Consider the following 14,527-nt stretch of genomic DNA (forward strand, 5'->3'; position numbering starts at 1 on the left):
CCGCCCGGTGCCCTCGCACACTCGTGGCAGCGCCGCGCGGGGCGGTGCGCCGGCCGAGGGAGCGACTGTGGTGGATGTGGGACGACGTGCCGCGATGGCGGCGCTGCTGGCCGCGGGTCTGGTGCCCGCGCGGACTGCCGTCGCCGCCGCGGCGGCGGGGCCGCGGCCGCCGGCGTCGCTGCTCGGGCAGGAGATCCGGCGGCTGCCCACCTCGCGCAGGGTGGTGGCGCTCACCTTCAACACGGCGTGGGACGAGAGCGGCCTCGACGCCGTCCTGGCGGAGCTGCGGCGTCGGGGGGCGGCCGCCACCTTCTTCCCGACCGGCCTGTTCGCGAAGGCCCGTCCCGCGGCCGTGCGGGCGATGGCCGCCGCCGGGCACGGGCTGGGCAACCACTCCCACAGCCACCCGTACTTCGACGACCTCGACACGGAGGAGCGGGCACGGGAGGTGCGCACCGCCGACGCGGCGATCCGTGCGGCGTCCGGGGCCGAGCCGCTGCCGTTCTTCCGGTTCCCGTACAGCGCGACCACCGAGGACTCGGTGGCGGACGTCAACGGCCTCGGGTACGCGGCGATCGAGTTCACCGACGACACGAACGGCTACCTGGGCCCGGCGGGCGGGATGACGGTGGACAAGGTGGTCCGCCGGGCGGTGGCCGCCCTCGGTCCCGGGGCCATCCTGCAGATGCACGTGGGCAGCGGCAAGGGCGACGGGGTCGTCCTCGACGCGCAGGCGCTGCCGCGGATCATCGAGGCGGCGCTGGAGGAGGAGTACGAGGTCGTCGACCTGCGCGAGTTCCTCACGGCCGCGCGGTGACGGGCGGCCGCCCGCTCCCCCCGGCCCGTGCGGCCGGGGGGAGCGGGCGGCCGGGGTGTTCCCGCCGGTCCGGTCAGGGTGCGGCGGCTACCACCAGATGACGACGTAGCCGGGACCGCCGGCCTCTCCGGCGGCGCCGCCACGGGCGGCGGGGTTGTCCGCGACGCGTCCGCCCAGACCGCCGTCGCCGCCGTCCACGGAGCCCGGAGGCACGCCGACGATGCCGTCGGCGGCGGCACCGCCCACGCCGATCGCGCCGGGCAGGGTGTTCGTACCGGTTCCGGCGGTGGTGCCGGCACCGCCGGCGCGGTTCACCCCGCCGGTGGAGCACGATCCGTTGCCGCCCGCACCGCCGCTGCCGGGGGTGCCCGGGGCGGCGGCGGGGGTGATGAACCCACCGCCGCCGCCACCGCCGCCGGCGCCGCCCGTGGCGGTCAGCAGCGCGGTGTTGGTGGCCGTGGCGACCACGGTCGTGGAACTGCCGTCACCGCCCTGCCCGCCCGCGCCGCCGTTGGTGGTCGCGGAGGTGGCGGCGCTGCCCGCCGTACCGGCGGTGCCTGCGGTGCCGACGTCCACCTGGTAGTCGGCCAGCGGGCGCACGTTGAGGACGCACCAGGTGAAGCCGCCCGCACCGCCACCGCCGCCCGAGCCGCCGGGCCGGGCGGTCGCGTTGGCGGTGGCGCCGCCGCCACCGCCGCCGCCACCGCCGGCGCCCCAGGCCTGGACGAACACGGACGTCACGCCCGCCGGGACGGTGAAGGTGTTGTCGGAGGCGAACTGCCGCAGGCCGTGCGGGAACTGCACGGGCTTCTTCTTGTGGTCGTCCTTGTCCTTGTTCTTGTCCGGGTTCCTCTGCTTGTCCTGGACCGACGGCGCGTTGTGGCCCGATTGCTTGTGCCCGGACTGCTTGTGGCCGGACTGCTTGTGACCGGACTGCTTGTGACCGGACGGCTTGGGCCCGTCCGCGGACGCCGCCGGGGCGGTCGCCACCAGCTGGCCGGAGAGGGCCGCCGCCGCGGCGATGGAGGCGAGCAGCAGCCGGGACCGGGTCCGGGTGCGTGGGGACGCCTTGGGTGCGTTGAGGTTCATGGCTTCCTTCCCCGCCGGCGCTGAGGACCGCCGCGGGAGCGCGAGGGAACGGGTGCGTGGGCCCCGTGGCCCGTCGGCGGGCCGGGCGCCTCTCCACGCGCTGCACATACCACCGCTCCCCCGCCACCCGGCCCGGCCCGACAGGCCGGGGGCATGGGCTGGTCAGGTGAGCGGTTCGTCAACCCGGAGCAACCGGCCTTCACCCGGAAGGCGGTGTCCGCCGCGCCCCGGCGGAACGGCGGGGTCCGGGTGCGCCGGGCCGCCGGGAGTGGGGCAGGATGACGGTGCGTTCGGAATTCGTACATCCGCTCCGCTCCAACGGGGCTGCGCGCAAGACGACCTGACAGGTGACAAGGTGACGACACAGCACATACGGCGGCCGGCAGCGGCCCGTTCCCTCGCCCTCCACGGTGCGGGGGCCGGCCGGTGACCCGGGACCTCGTCATGCACGACTGGGTGGTGGCCGGCATCGCGCTGGCCGCCGGCTGCGTGGCCGGTCTGGTGCTGCGGGCGCTGATGAAGTGGCTGGGCAAGCACGCGAGCCGGACCAAGTGGAGCGGTGACGACGTCATCGTCGACGCGCTGCGGACGATCGTCCCCTGGGCGGCCGTGATCGCCGGGGTGGCGGTGGCCGCTTCGGCGCTGCCGCTCACCGCCCGGATCGGGGGCGTGGTGAACCAGTCGCTGACGGCGGTGCTCATCGTCATCGCCACCCTCAGCGCGGCCCGGGTGGTGGCGGGTCTGGTGCAGGCGGTGGCGGCGTCCCGCACCGGTGTCGCGGCGTCCGCGACGATCTTCGTCAACATCACCCGCATCGTGGTGCTGACGCTGGGGGTCCTCGTGGCCCTGGAGACGCTCGGGGTGTCCATCGCCCCGCTGGTCACCGCTCTGGGAGTCGGCGGTCTCGCGATCGCGCTGGCGTTGCGGGACACCCTCGCCAACCTCTTCGCGGGGGTGCACATCCTGGCCTCCAAGACCGTGCAGCCGGGCGACTACATCCGGCTCAGCAGCGGTGAGGAGGGGTACGTCGTCGACATCAACTGGCGCAACAGCGTGGTGCGCAACCTGTCGAACAACCTCGTGATCATCCCCAACGACCGCCTCGCGCGGACGAACATGACCAACTACACGCAGCCCGAGCAGAAGCTGACGATCCTGGTCCAGGTCGGGGTGGGCTACGAGAGCGACCTGGAGCACGTGGAGAAGGTGACCCTCGACGTCGTCGACGGCGTGATGGCCGACATCAGCGGCGGGGTGCCGGACCACGAGGCCGCGGTCCGCTTCCACACCTTCGGGGACTCCAGGATCAACTTCACGGTGATCCTGGGCGTGGGCGAGTTCAGCGACCAGTACCGGATCAAGCACGAGTTCATCAAGCGCCTGCACCAGCGGTACCGGGCCGAGGGCATCTCGATCCCGGCGCCCGCGCGCACGGTCTCGCTCCGGCAGGACGGGGCGGGGGCGCCGGTGTCCCTCCCGCCGGTCCCGCACCAGCGGGACGCGTCGTCCGAGGTGCTGGCGGACCGGCGGCGGTAGGCGTTCCGGGCTTCCGGGCCTTCGGGCCTTCCGGGCCTCCTCCGGGGTGTCAGCCCACCCAGGCCCCCGTCATGGCCTGGACGGCCGAGCCGTCCAGGTCGGTGAGCTTGAGGCCGACGAACTCGCGGGCCCAGTCGGAGGTCTGGACCCGGAAGGCGGGCTCGTCCGCGGTCAGGGCGTCGATGACCGGCGCGGCCGCCTCGGCAGGGGTCTGGGCCCCGGCGAACGACGTGACCGTGCGCGCGACGTACGTCTCCAGCGCCGGGGCGTAGGGGCCCGCAGCGGCAAGCAGGGCGGGCACGTCGACGCCGATGGTGTTGACGAACTCGCTCGCCACCGCGCCCGGTTCGACGAGGGTGACGGCGACGCCGGCGGTCGCGGCGACGGGGGCGAGCGACTCCATGAAGCCCTCGACGGCGAACTTGGCGGCGCAGTACGCCTCGTTGAAGGGCTGGCCGATCACGCCGCCGACGCTGGTGACCGTGATCAGGCGGCCGCGCGAGGCGCGCAGGTGCGGCATCGCGGCGCGGGTGACCTGGACGACTCCGAAGAAGTTGACCTCCATGGTGGCCCGGACGTCCTCGACGGTGTCCTGTTCGATCGTCCCGACCCGGCCGGCGCCCGCGTTGTTGACCACCGCGTCGAGCCGTCCGTGTTCGGCGAGCACCTCCGCCAGGCAGGCGTCGATGGACGCGGGGTCGACCACGTCGAGCCGCTTGACCTGGACCAGCTCCTCGACCCCCGCTTCGGCGGCGGCCCGGAGCAGCGGGCCGGCCTTCGTGGTGTCCCGCATCGTGGCGACGACCCGCAGGCCCGCCTGCGCGGCGAGGACGGCGGCGGCGAGGCCGATGCCGGAGGAGGTCCCGGTGATCAGGACGGTTTTCGGGGTGCCGGTGGTGCTCATGAGGGGCTCCGGGAAGGGGAGGGGAAATTAGGTGTGTGCACACACAATATATTTACGTGTGCGCGCACGCAAGAAGCTAGGCTTCCGGCATGGCGCGCATAGACCTCACCCTGGGTGACCTCACCGCCCGCGACCACGCCTTCTACGGCCTGATCTGGGCGGGCACCACCCTCTCCGCCCGCATCGACCAGGAGCTCACGCGGGCCCACGGCCTGCCGCTGTCCTGGTTCGAGGTGATGCTGTGGCTGAACGGCCAGAGCGAGCCGGTCGCCGCCTCCGCCCTGGGGGCCAAGACCCTCCTCAGCCGGAGCCAGGTGTCCCGGGTCGTCGACCAGCTCCAGGCCCGGGGCCTGGTCGACCGGGTCCCCTCCCCCACGGACGCCCGCTCCGTGTGCGTGCGCCTGACGGCGGAGGGCCGCCGCGCCTTCGCCGAGGCGGACGCGACCCGCCGGGAAGCCCTGCGCGAGGTCTTCGACGACCGCCTCGACGACGCGGACGTACAGGCCCTGGAGACCGTCTGGGCCAAGCTCAAGCGCCGCTGACCCGGCCCGGGGGCGCGCCGCCGGCGCTCAGGGCGGCTCCACGAGGGTCCCCTCGCCGAGCAGCACGACGGGACCGCCCACCTCGACGCCACGGATCTCCGGCCCGCTCCCGTGCGCGGCGACGGTCATCTCGCTGGGGCGTCCGGTGAACCGGCCCTGGTGCAGCACCACGCGCTCGCCGTCGCCGATGCGGCCGTGGCGGCGCAGGTACGCGGCCGCGCAGCCGGCCCCGCTGCCCGTCGCGACGTCCTCCACGAGGCCGTCGTTGGACCAGTGCCGCCCCTCCCGCGCCCCGGCGTCGAGGAGGTAGGCGTACTCGGCGCCCAGGCCGGCGAGCGGGCCGTCGAGCGGCGTGGTGATCCGGGCCCGGGCCAGCGCGCCGCCGCGTACCGGCAGCACCAGGTAGCGCAGCCCGGTCGAGACGGTCTCCGGGGGCAGGGCGGGGTCCAGGTCGCGGGCGTCCAGGGAGAAGAGGGCGGCGAGGTCCGCGGCCGCGGCGGCCGGGGGACGGCCGAGGAACTCCGCGGGCCCCTGGTCGAGCACGGCCGCGTACCGGCGCGGCGCCCGCCGGCGGGTGGTCACCCGCACGGTGCGGGCGCTCAGGCGCAGGGTCCAGGTGGCGGAACCGGCGGCGGGGGCCTCCAGCGCGTGCAGCACGCTCGCGGCCCCGATGACGGGGTGGCCGGCGAAGCCGAGTTCCCCGGTGAGGTCGAAGACCCGGGCCCGACAGGTGTGCGGGCGCGCGGGGTCCCGTACCAGGAAGACCGATTCGAAGTGACGCAGTTCCCGGGTGACGGCCAGCATCTGGGCGGCGGTCAGCGTTCCGGCGTCGGGGAACACCGCGAGGCTGTTGCCGGCGTAGGGGCGGGGGGCGAAGACGTCGACGTGGTGGTAGCGCACCGGGAACCCCCTACGACCGTACGAGCGTCGGCGCGGCGGGCAGTTCTCGGGCGGTCCGCAACGGGGAGAGGAGCAGCGGCAGGACGGCGAGGAGCTCCCCCAGCGCGCCGATCCACAGCGCCGGGCGGGCGCCGAGCCACTGTCCCAGCAGTCCGCCGGCGAGCGCGCCGACGGGCATGGCCCCCCACACCACGAAGCGGAACGTCGCGGCGGTGCGGCCCAGCAGGGCCTCGGGGCACACCCGCTGCCGGTACGCGACCGAGGTGATCTTGAAGGTCATGAAGGCGGTCCAGCCCAGCCCCTGGAGGGCGACGGCTCCCGCGAGCCGCCAGTCGTCCTGGTAGAGGGGCACGGCCGACAGCCACAGCACCCCGCTCACGGCCACGGAGGCGCACATCGCCCTGCCCTGGCCGAAGGCGGCGGCGACGCGCAGGGTGAGCAGGCTGCCGAGGAGGCCGCCCAGGGCCTCGGCGGTGAACACGGCCGCGCAGAGCAGCGGGGACAGCCCGAGGTCCCCCACGAGCAGCACCATCAGCATGGCGGCACCGAGCGTGCCGAACAGGTTGGAGACGGCGGAGGCGGCGGTGATCGCCCGCAGGGTCCGGTCGCCGAGGACGAAGCGCAGCCCCTCGGCGATCTCGGCGCGCAGGCTCCTCCCCGGCCGCGCGACGGGACGGGGCTCGGGGCGGCGGACGCGCGAGACGAGGAGGGCCGAGAGGAGGTAGCTGACGGCGTCGACGGCGAGGGCCACGGGCGCGGTCAGTGCGCCGACCAGCGCTCCGCCCAGGCCCGGCCCGCCGACCTGGGTGATGTTGCGGGTGGCTTCCAGCCGGACGTTGGCGTCCGCCAGGCGGTCCGCGTCGACCAGGCGCGGCAGCGCGCTCTGGGCGGCCACGTCGAAGAAGACGGTGCACACCGACATCCCGAAGGCCACGGCGTACAGCTGGGGCAGCGACAGCACGTCGAGCCAGGCGGCGGCGGGGACGGACAGCAGCAGGGCCGCGCGGCCCAGGTCGCCCGCGATCATCACGGGGCGGCGGCGCAGCCGGTCCACCCAGGCACCGGCGGGCAGGCCGATCAGCAGGAAGGCCAGGTACTCGGACATCACGAGCAGTCCGGCTTCGAGGGCGGTGGCGTCCAGGACGCCGATGGCCACGAGCGGCAGCGCGAGGAGGGTCACGGCGGAGCCCGCCTGGCTGACGGTGTCGGCGGCCCAGAGGCGGCGGAAGTCGGCGGGGAGGGGGTGGCGGTTCTTCATGTCCGCGAAGATGTCGGCCGCGGGGGCGGTGGGGCCAATGTTTTAGGCTGGGCGAAAAGATCCTGCTGGTGGGGGTGGGTACGTGGGTGAAGTGCGGTTCGGGGTGCACGACGTCGCCGGGATCCGGTTCGCGGTCTCGCCGCTGTGGGAGACCGTCGCCGGATTCCGGGCCACCGCCGATCCGGGGCGGCACGCGGTCCATCTGCCGTGGATCAAGACGGTGTTGCCGCTGCGCGAGGACCGTTCCCTCGCCCGCCGGACCGCGCCGCTGCGCGCCGCGGCCGCCTCCCCCGGGTTCGCCCCTCCGCCCCCGCGCTGCCCGCTGGCCGAGTTCGAGGAGGAGCTCGCCCTGATGGGGCCCGCGCCGGAGCTGGGCGAGGCCCTGCGGGCCTGGTGGGAGGCGGCGGTCCGGCCGTACTGGCCGCGGATCCGGGCCGTGCTGGAGGCGGACGTCGCCTACCGGACGCGCCAGCTCGCGGAGGACGGCATCCAGGAGGTGTTCGCCCGCCTCCACCCCTCGCTGCGCTGGACCGGCGACCGGCTGGTGTCCGCCGAACTGCCCCCGGCCGGTCCGGACCTGGACGGTGCGGGCATCGTGCTGGCCCCCAGCGCGTTCGCCGCGCGCTGCCACCTGCTGACCGGGGCCGCGCCCGCTCCCCCCGCGCTCGTCTACCCCTCGCGGGCGGTGGGCGGCCTGTGGGAGCGGCGGGGCGCCTGCGCGGACGGGCTGGGCCGGCTGCTGGGCCGCAGCCGGGCCCGGCTGCTCGCCCTCACCGGCTCGCCCAGCACCACCACGCAGCTGGCGGCCCTCAGCGGGCTCAGCCTGGGCGCGGTGTCCCAGCACCTCTCGGTCCTGCGCGACGCGGGCCTCGTCACGAGCCACCGCTACCGGCGCGAGGTGCACTACACGGCGAGCGAGCTCGGTACCGCCCTGCTGGAGCGCTCCTGACGGTATGTTCGGCGTCCGCCCCTGCACAGGAGGAGACGGCATGACGGTGAACGAGGAGAAGGCCGTGGGCGTGGGACCGGCGGGCATCGAGGTGGCGTACGAGCGCTGGGGGGACGGGCAGGCCCCGCCGGTGCTGCTGGTCATGGGCATCGCCCTCCAGATGCACGGGTGGCCCGACGGCTTCTGCGCGGAGCTGACGGGGCGCGGCGTACAGCTGATCCGGTTCGACAACCGCGACGTCGGCCTGTCCACGCACTTCCCGGACGCGCCGGTGCCCGACGTCCCGGCGGCGCTCGCGGGCGACCTGTCGTCGGCCTCGTACTCGCTGTCGGACATGGCGGGCGACGCGGTGGGCCTGCTGGACGCGCTGGGGCTGGACAGCGCCCACGTGGTCGGCCTGTCGCTGGGCGGGGCGATCGCCCAGACGATGGCGATCGAACACCCGGACCGGGTGCGGTCGTTGACCTCCCTGATGTCGACGACGGGGGATCCGGCGGTGGGGCAGCCGGACCGCGGGGCGCTGGGGGCGCTCGCGGGACCGCCGCCGAGGAGCCGCGAGGAGGCGGTCCAGCGGACGGTCGACGCCGTGCGGGTGCTGGGCTCGCCGGGGTTCCCCTTCGACGAGGCGGGGGTGCGCGAGCGCGCGGGCCGCGCCTTCGACCGGTCGTACGACCCGCTCGGCGTCGCCCGCCAGGCCGTGGCCTCGGTGGCGTCGGGGGACCGTACGGTGCGGCTGCGGTCGCTGCGGCTCCCCACGCTGGTGATCCACGGCACGGACGATCCGATGTGCGACGTGAGCGGCGGCCGGGCCACCGCCGGGGCCGTGCCGGGCGCCGAACTGGCGGTCTTCGCCGGTATGGGACACGACCTGCCGCGGGCGCTGTGGCCCGCGATCGCCACGCTGATCACGGACCTCGTCCACCGCACGGAGACGGCCTAGACGGCCTGGCGGGAAGCGGCCCGGTGCTCGGCGGCCGGGTGGCCGGTGTGGACGGTCGCGGCCGTCATCCGGGGGATCGCCCGGATCAGGGCGTGCTCGGCGGCGTGTGCGAGGGCGTGCGCCTGGACGACGGTCAGGTGGCCGCCGACCACGATGTCGGCCTCGGCGCGCAGGGCGTGGCCGATCCACCGCATGCGCAGCTGCCCGACGCCGAGCACCCCGGGGACCTCCCGCAGGGCGTGTTCGGCGGTGTCCACGAGGGCCGGGTCGACGCAGTCCATCAGCCGGCGGTACACCTCGCGGGCGGCGTCCTTCAGGACCAGCAGGATGGCGAGGGTGATCAGCAGTCCGACGACGGGGTCGGCGGCCCGCAGGCCGGCCGCGGAGCCCGCCGCTCCCAGCAGGACGGCCAGTGAGGTGAACCCGTCGGTGCGGGCGTGCAGGCCGTCGGCGACCAGGGCGGCGGAGCCGATCCGGCGGCCGGTGCGGATGCGCAGGCGGGCCACCCACTCGTTGCCGGCGAAGCCGGTGAGCGCGGCGGCGCAGACCGCCCACAGGTGGGTGACCTCGCGGGGGTGCAGGAGCCGGTCGACGGCCGTCCAGGCGGCCAGGACGGCGGACGCGGTGATGACCAGCACGATGAGCACGCCGGCCAGGTCCTCGGCGCGGCCGTAGCCGTAGGTGTAGCGGCGGTCGGCGGCGCGCCGGCCGAGCACGAAGGCGATGCCCAGCGGTACGGCGGTCAGCGCGTCGGCGGTGTTGTGGACCGTGTCGCCGAGCAGCGCCACCGACCCGGACAGGGCGACGATCACGGCTTGGGCGGCGGCGGTCGCCCCGAGCACCGCGAGCGAGGTCCACAGCGTGCGCATGCCCTCGCGGGAGGCCTCCATGGCCGGGTCGACCTTGTCGCCGGCGTCGTGGCGGTGCGGGGTGAGCAGGTGCCGCAGGCCGTGCCGGCGGCCGCGGCCGTGAGCGTGGCCGTGGCCGTGGCTTTGGCCGTGAACTTGCTCGTGCTCGTGCTCGTGCTCGTGGCCCGGAGCGTGATGGCCGTCCCCTGGAGCGTGGCCGTTGCCCGGAGCGTGATCGTGGTCGTGAGCGTGGTCGTGGTCGTGATGGTCGTGCCGGTGCGCGGGGGTGCTCCGGCCGGTGCCCCGATTGCCGTCCATGGAGCCTACGTTGACACAGGGAACCCATTGCGGCTACAGCCGTCGTACCCGCTGTGACCAGGTGCGACGGCCTCGCACCTGCGCACCCTGCTAACGTGCGGGCATGCGCGCCCCCATCGGCCCCTTCGAAGACGCCCGGCCCGCCCCCGACTGCCTGGCCGAGCTGGTCGCCCCGGTGGCCGAGGCGGTGCGCGGCCGGCACCGGGAGGACCCGGCCGCGGCGCGGCAGATCGTCTACGTGGACACCGACCCGGCGATCGCGGACACGGCCGCCTTCGTCGAGCACTACGGGCACGAGCTGCTGGACCGGTCCGCGAACTGCGTGGTGGTCGCCGCGAAGCGGGGCGGCGGGACCACGCTCGCCGCCTGCCTGGTGCCCTCGGCGGCGCGGGCCGATGTGAACGGGGTCGTCCGGCGGTACCTGGGGGCCCGGAAGGTGTCCTTCGCCCCGATGGCCACGGCCGTGGAGCTGACCGGCATGGAGTACGGCGGGATCACCCCGCTGGGCCTGCCGGCCGGGTGGCCGCTGCTGGTGGACGCGGCGGTCGCCGGCATGCCGTACGTCCTGGTGGGCAGCGGCCGCCGGCGCGGCAAGCTGATCGCCCCGGGCGGGCTGTTCGCCCGGCTCCCGGGCGCGGAGCTGATCGAGGGCCTCGCCGTCGTGCCGTAGCCGGCGGCGTCCGTCAGAGCGGGTCGCCGAGCGGCCCGTACTCCGCTTCCAGGTTCTCGGCCCAGTGCGCGGCGAAGTCCGGCCGGCTGCCGTCCGCGTCGGTGAACCCGTACTCCCGGTACAGGCCCCAGGTCGCCAGGGCACGGCCGGACTTGGCCATGACGCCGGGGTCGGCGGCGAGCGCGGCGACGGCCCGGCCGAGGTAGGCCGGGGTTTCGGAGTGGGCGAAGTGCGGGTCCTTCGCCGCGCCGTCGCGCCAGTTGTCCTCGGTGACGCCGAAGTGCTCCAGCATGGCCTCCGAGCGCAGGAAGCCCGGGGTGACGGCCACGGCCGCGACGCCGTGGGGCCGTAGTTCGGCGGCCTGGGCGACGGCGAGGCGGATGACCGTGGACTTGGCCAGGTCGTAGAAGAAGGAGCCGCGGTAGCGGGCGGTGTTGCCGTCGGTGACCTCCACGACCAGGCCGCTCCCCCGGGCGACCATCAGGGGGAGGGCGTGGCGGCTGGTGATCACGTGGGTCTCCACCGCCTGCCGCAGCAGCCGGATGCCGGTGTCGAGGTCCTGTTCCCACAGGGGGTGTTCCCAGTCGGTCAGCGGGTCCCCGCCCCAGACGGAGTTGACCAGGACGTCGAGCCGTCCGTCCTGGTCGGCGGCGATCCGGCCGACGAGGGCCCGGACTTCCTCGGGGCTGCTGTGGTCGGTCCGCACGGGGATGCCGAGGCCGCCGGCCGCGGTGACCCGCTCGGCGGTCTCCTCGATCGTCTCCGGGCGGTCCAGGGGGGACCGTCCGGCGGCGCTGCTGCGTCCGGTGACGTAGACCGTCGCGCCGGCGGCGCCCAGTTCGATCGCGATGCCCCGGCCTCCGCCGCGGGTGCCGCCGGCGACCAGGGCGACCTTTCCTGCCAGCGGGCGTACGTCGTCGGTCATGCTTCCTCCTGGTCGGGGGCGTGGTGGGGCGGGAGGTGCGGGGAGAGCACGGTGCCGAGCTCGTGCCCCAGGCGGCCGCGCAGGGTGCCCTCGCGTTCCAGGGCCCAGGTCAGGCCCGTTCCGGCGGTGATCGCCTGGACGGTGCGGGTCAGTGCCGCGACGTCCGTGCCGGGGTGGAGTTCGCCCGTGGCGGCCGCCTCCGCCAGCAGCTCCCCCACGGCCCGCGCCTGGGCCCGGTGCACGGCGAGGGCGCGCTCGTAGAGCTCCGGATCGGTGAGGTCCGCGCACAGGAACGCCAGGTGGTGGGCGAAGCTCTCCGGGGTGGCCATCTCGGACGCGGTCTCCACCGTCAGTGCGGTCAGGGCGCCGAGCGCGGAGTCGTGGTCCCGGCGCACCCGTCCGGCCCGTTCGCCCGCTTCGGCGGCGGACCGGTCGGCGAGGGCCAGCAGCAGGCCGCGCTTGGACCCGAACCGCTGCACCAGGGTGCCCGGCACCAGGCCGACCTCGCGGGCCACGGCGGCGAGCGTGAACCCGGCGGGTCCCACGCGGCCCATGACCCGGGCCGCCGCCCGCAGGATCACGGCGTCTTCCACCCCTCGGGGACGGGCCACCGGCGCACCTCCGTCGTCACGCGTTAATAAATGCCTGTTCATTCATTAAAGCGTCCGGCCCACGCTCCGGCAAGTACCGCCCCACGGGTCCGCCCCGCGCGGCAGGTTCAGAAGACGGCCGTGAGCAGCTCGACCAGGAGCCCTGCCGCCACGCCCAGGACGATCACGGCCACCATCGCGGCCAGCGCGCCGAGCACGAACCCGCCCCCGTCCACGGCCCCGCCGCGGCGGGCGCAGGACGCCAGCCAGGTCGCCAGCGCGAGGAACGGGACGAGGAGCAGTCCGGTCGCGACGCCCAGGTCGCCGACGGCGAATCCCGACAGTTCGTACGCCTTCCCGCGCACGGTGCGGACCTCCACCGCGGAGCCCGGCCGGTGCTCCTCGGCGGCCGTCTCCAGCAGGATCTCCTCCTGCGGGCCGCCTCCCCCGCGTGCCGGGGTGTAGCGGCCCTTGCACTGCGTGCCGGCCGCGTAGCCCTCCACGTCGGCGGCCTCGTAGCACTCGGCGATCGTCACCACCCCGTCCACGGGGCCGAATCCGAGGACGGCGGCCAGCTGCGGGCCGGGCAGGAGCCAGACCAGCCAGGCGGCGAGGACGAGGGTCGCCGCCGACCCGAGCGCCGCCGCACCGCGGGCCGCACCGCGCGCACCATCCCGCATCCCGCACCCCCTCCCCCGCTGGGCCTTACCCGTGACGGCGGCTGCCTAACGCCGGACGGCCCCAAGTAGCCACCGTCCGCTATCCGCCATATGGGGTGCCGACACCCCCGCGGGGTGCCGCGCGGCTCCTAGGATGAGGCCCGCTGCGGCCCCGGGAGCGCCGCAGCACGAGTCCACGGGCAGGGAGTTGACGCATGAAGCGGTTGCGCGCACTGGTGGCGGTAGGGGTCCTGGCGCTGGCGTCCGCGGGGGCGGGCACGGCCCAGGCCGACGCCCTCTCCCCCGCCTCCGGCGCGGGCCGGTGCCCGGCCGCGGAGATCTTCGCCACCGACAACACCGCCGTCATCACGGACCCGGCCGACCCCCGGCTGCGCACGCGGCTGCACCGCTTCGACCGCGAGGTGCGGGAGATCATCCGCTCCCACGGGGCGCGCACCGAGTCCTCGACCCTGCTCGACGGGGTGTTCTGGTCCTCGGACGAACAGCAGGCCACCTACGAGCGCTCGCGCGAGTTCGACGTCGCCAGGGTCGACGCGAACGGGCTGCACCACATCGCCGACGTCATCCGCAAGCAGTACGACCAGGAGTCCGTGCTGACGTTCCGCTGCCTGCCGCGCACCTCGCCGGAGACCGACGCGGTCGAGATCCAGGCCGGGGGCGTCAGCGCCACCCGGCTGCGCGACGCCCTGCTCGCCGACCCTGTGGCGCGGGAGCGGCTCGGCGGCGGCTCGGTCGCCCTCGACGGGCGGCTGATCCTCATCGCGCCGATCGCGGACCTGCCGCTCGCGCGGAAGTTCACGGCCCGGCTCGGCGTCGACTGGAACTCCGTCGAGGTCCGGTACGGGGACGAGGAGTTCGTCGCGTAGGGCGGTCGTCGTGTCCGGTCGGCGGACCGTCCCCGGACGACCGCGCGGTGCAGGCTACGCTGCACGCTCGCGGGGAACGACCACAGAACGGGCAAGGTGAACATGTTCGAGCCGGCGCAGGAGAATCCCTACCCCGACAGCCACGTCCTCGGGGAGGGGCCCGAGCTGCATCCGCTGCTGGCTCCGGTGCTGCCCCTGCTGGGGCGCTGGCACGGACGGGGGCGGGGCGAGTACCCGACCCTGGAGCAGGACTTCCGGTACGAGCAGGAGATCACCTTCAGCCACGACGGCCGGCCCTTCCTGCGGTACGAGGCCCGCGCGTGGCTGGTCGACGGGGCCGGTGCCCCGGTGCGGCCGGCGGGCCGGGAGGCCGGGTGGTGGCGGGTGACGCCCGAGGCGTCGCTGGAGGTGGTGCTCGCCCACCCGACCGGCATCGTCGAGACCTACACCGGACGGGTGTCCGCCCCCGCCCCGGACGGGCTGGAGATCGAGATCGGGACCAAGGAGGTGTCACTGACCCCGCTGGCCAAGGAGGTCACCGGCACCCGCCGCCACTACACCCTCGTCGGCGACGGCCTGACGGTCGAGCACGACATGGCGGCCGTGGGACAGCCCCTCCAGCACCACTTGACGACGCGTCTGGTCCGCCGCGCCTGACCGCGGGGGGTGGCACCAGCACCACCCCGGACACGGGT

The 14,527-nt window shown here is 75.1% G+C and carries 16 protein-coding genes; 8 read left to right on the forward strand and 8 right to left on the reverse strand.

The genetic code is table 11. The features are described from left to right. The first annotated feature begins 70 nt into the window (after positions 1 to 70). Positions 71 to 817, forward strand: a complete 747-nt coding sequence (locus ACIPW5_RS01235; protein WP_401238636.1) for a polysaccharide deacetylase family protein — start codon at positions 71 to 73, stop codon at positions 815 to 817. A gap of 87 nt (positions 818 to 904) precedes the next feature. Here the strand turns inward: ACIPW5_RS01235 and ACIPW5_RS01240 are convergent, their stop codons facing one another. Then, entirely contained in the window at positions 905 to 1,906 is a 1,002-nt protein-coding gene (locus tag ACIPW5_RS01240; RefSeq protein WP_401238639.1) for a hypothetical protein, read from the reverse strand. Between the two features lie 426 nt (positions 1,907 to 2,332). Here ACIPW5_RS01240 and ACIPW5_RS01245 point away from each other — a divergent pair, with 426 nt between their 5' ends. Then, complete coding sequence (locus tag ACIPW5_RS01245) at positions 2,333 to 3,442, forward strand: mechanosensitive ion channel family protein (RefSeq protein ID WP_401238641.1); 1,110 nt, start codon at positions 2,333 to 2,335, stop codon at positions 3,440 to 3,442. A 49-nt stretch (positions 3,443 to 3,491) separates the two neighbouring features. Here the strand turns inward: ACIPW5_RS01245 and ACIPW5_RS01250 are convergent, their stop codons facing one another. Continuing rightward, entirely contained in the window at positions 3,492 to 4,346 is an 855-nt protein-coding gene (locus ACIPW5_RS01250; RefSeq protein ID WP_401238644.1) for an SDR family NAD(P)-dependent oxidoreductase, read from the reverse strand. An 89-nt stretch (positions 4,347 to 4,435) separates the two neighbouring features. Between ACIPW5_RS01250 and ACIPW5_RS01255 the strand changes: the two genes are divergently transcribed. Next, complete coding sequence (locus ACIPW5_RS01255; RefSeq protein WP_401238647.1) at positions 4,436 to 4,888, forward strand: MarR family winged helix-turn-helix transcriptional regulator; 453 nt, start codon at positions 4,436 to 4,438, stop codon at positions 4,886 to 4,888. Between the two features lie 27 nt (positions 4,889 to 4,915). Here ACIPW5_RS01255 and ACIPW5_RS01260 read toward each other — a convergent pair whose 3' ends face one another. Continuing rightward, on the reverse strand, positions 4,916 to 5,788 hold the full coding sequence (locus ACIPW5_RS01260; RefSeq protein ID WP_401238650.1) for a PhzF family phenazine biosynthesis protein: 873 nt from the start codon (positions 5,786 to 5,788) through the stop codon (positions 4,916 to 4,918). Between the two features lie 10 nt (positions 5,789 to 5,798). Continuing rightward, positions 5,799 to 7,046, reverse strand: coding sequence for an MFS transporter (locus tag ACIPW5_RS01265; RefSeq protein ID WP_401238653.1), 1,248 nt, complete (start codon positions 7,044 to 7,046; stop codon positions 5,799 to 5,801). A gap of 82 nt (positions 7,047 to 7,128) precedes the next feature. On the opposite strand from ACIPW5_RS01265, the gene ACIPW5_RS01270 reads away from it, so the two are divergent. Then, positions 7,129 to 7,995 (forward strand): ArsR family transcriptional regulator, encoded by an 867-nt coding sequence (locus tag ACIPW5_RS01270; RefSeq protein WP_401238656.1) that lies wholly within the window; start codon positions 7,129 to 7,131, stop codon positions 7,993 to 7,995. 40 nt (positions 7,996 to 8,035) lie between these two features. After that, positions 8,036 to 8,935 carry an alpha/beta fold hydrolase gene (locus ACIPW5_RS01275; RefSeq protein ID WP_401238659.1) on the forward strand — a complete coding sequence of 300 codons (900 nt, stop codon included), beginning with the start codon at positions 8,036 to 8,038 and terminating at the stop codon, positions 8,933 to 8,935. Here the strand turns inward: ACIPW5_RS01275 and ACIPW5_RS01280 are convergent. After that, entirely contained in the window at positions 8,932 to 10,101 is a 1,170-nt protein-coding gene (locus ACIPW5_RS01280; RefSeq protein ID WP_401238662.1) for a cation diffusion facilitator family transporter, read from the reverse strand. The genes ACIPW5_RS01275 and ACIPW5_RS01280 overlap by 4 nt on opposite strands. A 103-nt stretch (positions 10,102 to 10,204) precedes the next feature. On the opposite strand from ACIPW5_RS01280, the gene ACIPW5_RS01285 reads away from it, so the two are divergent. Next, positions 10,205 to 10,771 (forward strand): YbaK/EbsC family protein, encoded by a 567-nt coding sequence (locus ACIPW5_RS01285; protein WP_401238665.1) that lies wholly within the window; start codon positions 10,205 to 10,207, stop codon positions 10,769 to 10,771. A gap of 13 nt (positions 10,772 to 10,784) precedes the next feature. On the opposite strand, the gene ACIPW5_RS01290 is transcribed toward ACIPW5_RS01285, so the two are convergent. From ACIPW5_RS01290 to ACIPW5_RS01300, 3 genes are all read right to left on the reverse strand, one after another. Beyond that, entirely contained in the window at positions 10,785 to 11,696 is a 912-nt protein-coding gene (locus ACIPW5_RS01290; RefSeq protein ID WP_401238668.1) for an SDR family oxidoreductase, read from the reverse strand. Continuing rightward, on the reverse strand, positions 11,693 to 12,307 hold the full coding sequence (locus ACIPW5_RS01295; RefSeq protein WP_401238671.1) for a TetR/AcrR family transcriptional regulator: 615 nt from the start codon (positions 12,305 to 12,307) through the stop codon (positions 11,693 to 11,695). Before ACIPW5_RS01295 ends, ACIPW5_RS01290 begins: the two co-directional genes overlap by 4 nt. A gap of 107 nt (positions 12,308 to 12,414) precedes the next feature. Next, positions 12,415 to 12,966, reverse strand: a complete 552-nt coding sequence (locus ACIPW5_RS01300) for a hypothetical protein (protein WP_401238674.1) — start codon at positions 12,964 to 12,966, stop codon at positions 12,415 to 12,417. A gap of 194 nt (positions 12,967 to 13,160) precedes the next feature. Here ACIPW5_RS01300 and ACIPW5_RS01305 point away from each other — a divergent pair, with 194 nt between their 5' ends. Both ACIPW5_RS01305 and ACIPW5_RS01310 read left to right on the forward strand, forming a co-directional pair. Then, positions 13,161 to 13,832: a hypothetical protein gene (locus ACIPW5_RS01305; protein WP_401238676.1), complete on the forward strand. Its 672-nt coding sequence runs from the start codon at positions 13,161 to 13,163 to the stop codon at positions 13,830 to 13,832. A 102-nt stretch (positions 13,833 to 13,934) separates the two neighbouring features. Then, positions 13,935 to 14,489 (forward strand): FABP family protein, encoded by a 555-nt coding sequence (locus tag ACIPW5_RS01310; RefSeq protein WP_401240051.1) that lies wholly within the window; start codon positions 13,935 to 13,937, stop codon positions 14,487 to 14,489. The last annotated feature ends 38 nt before the right edge of the window (positions 14,490 to 14,527 follow it).

This window comes from Streptomyces sp. NPDC090077 (assembly GCF_044747545.1).
GTDB lineage: Bacteria > Actinomycetota > Actinomycetes > Streptomycetales > Streptomycetaceae > Streptomyces.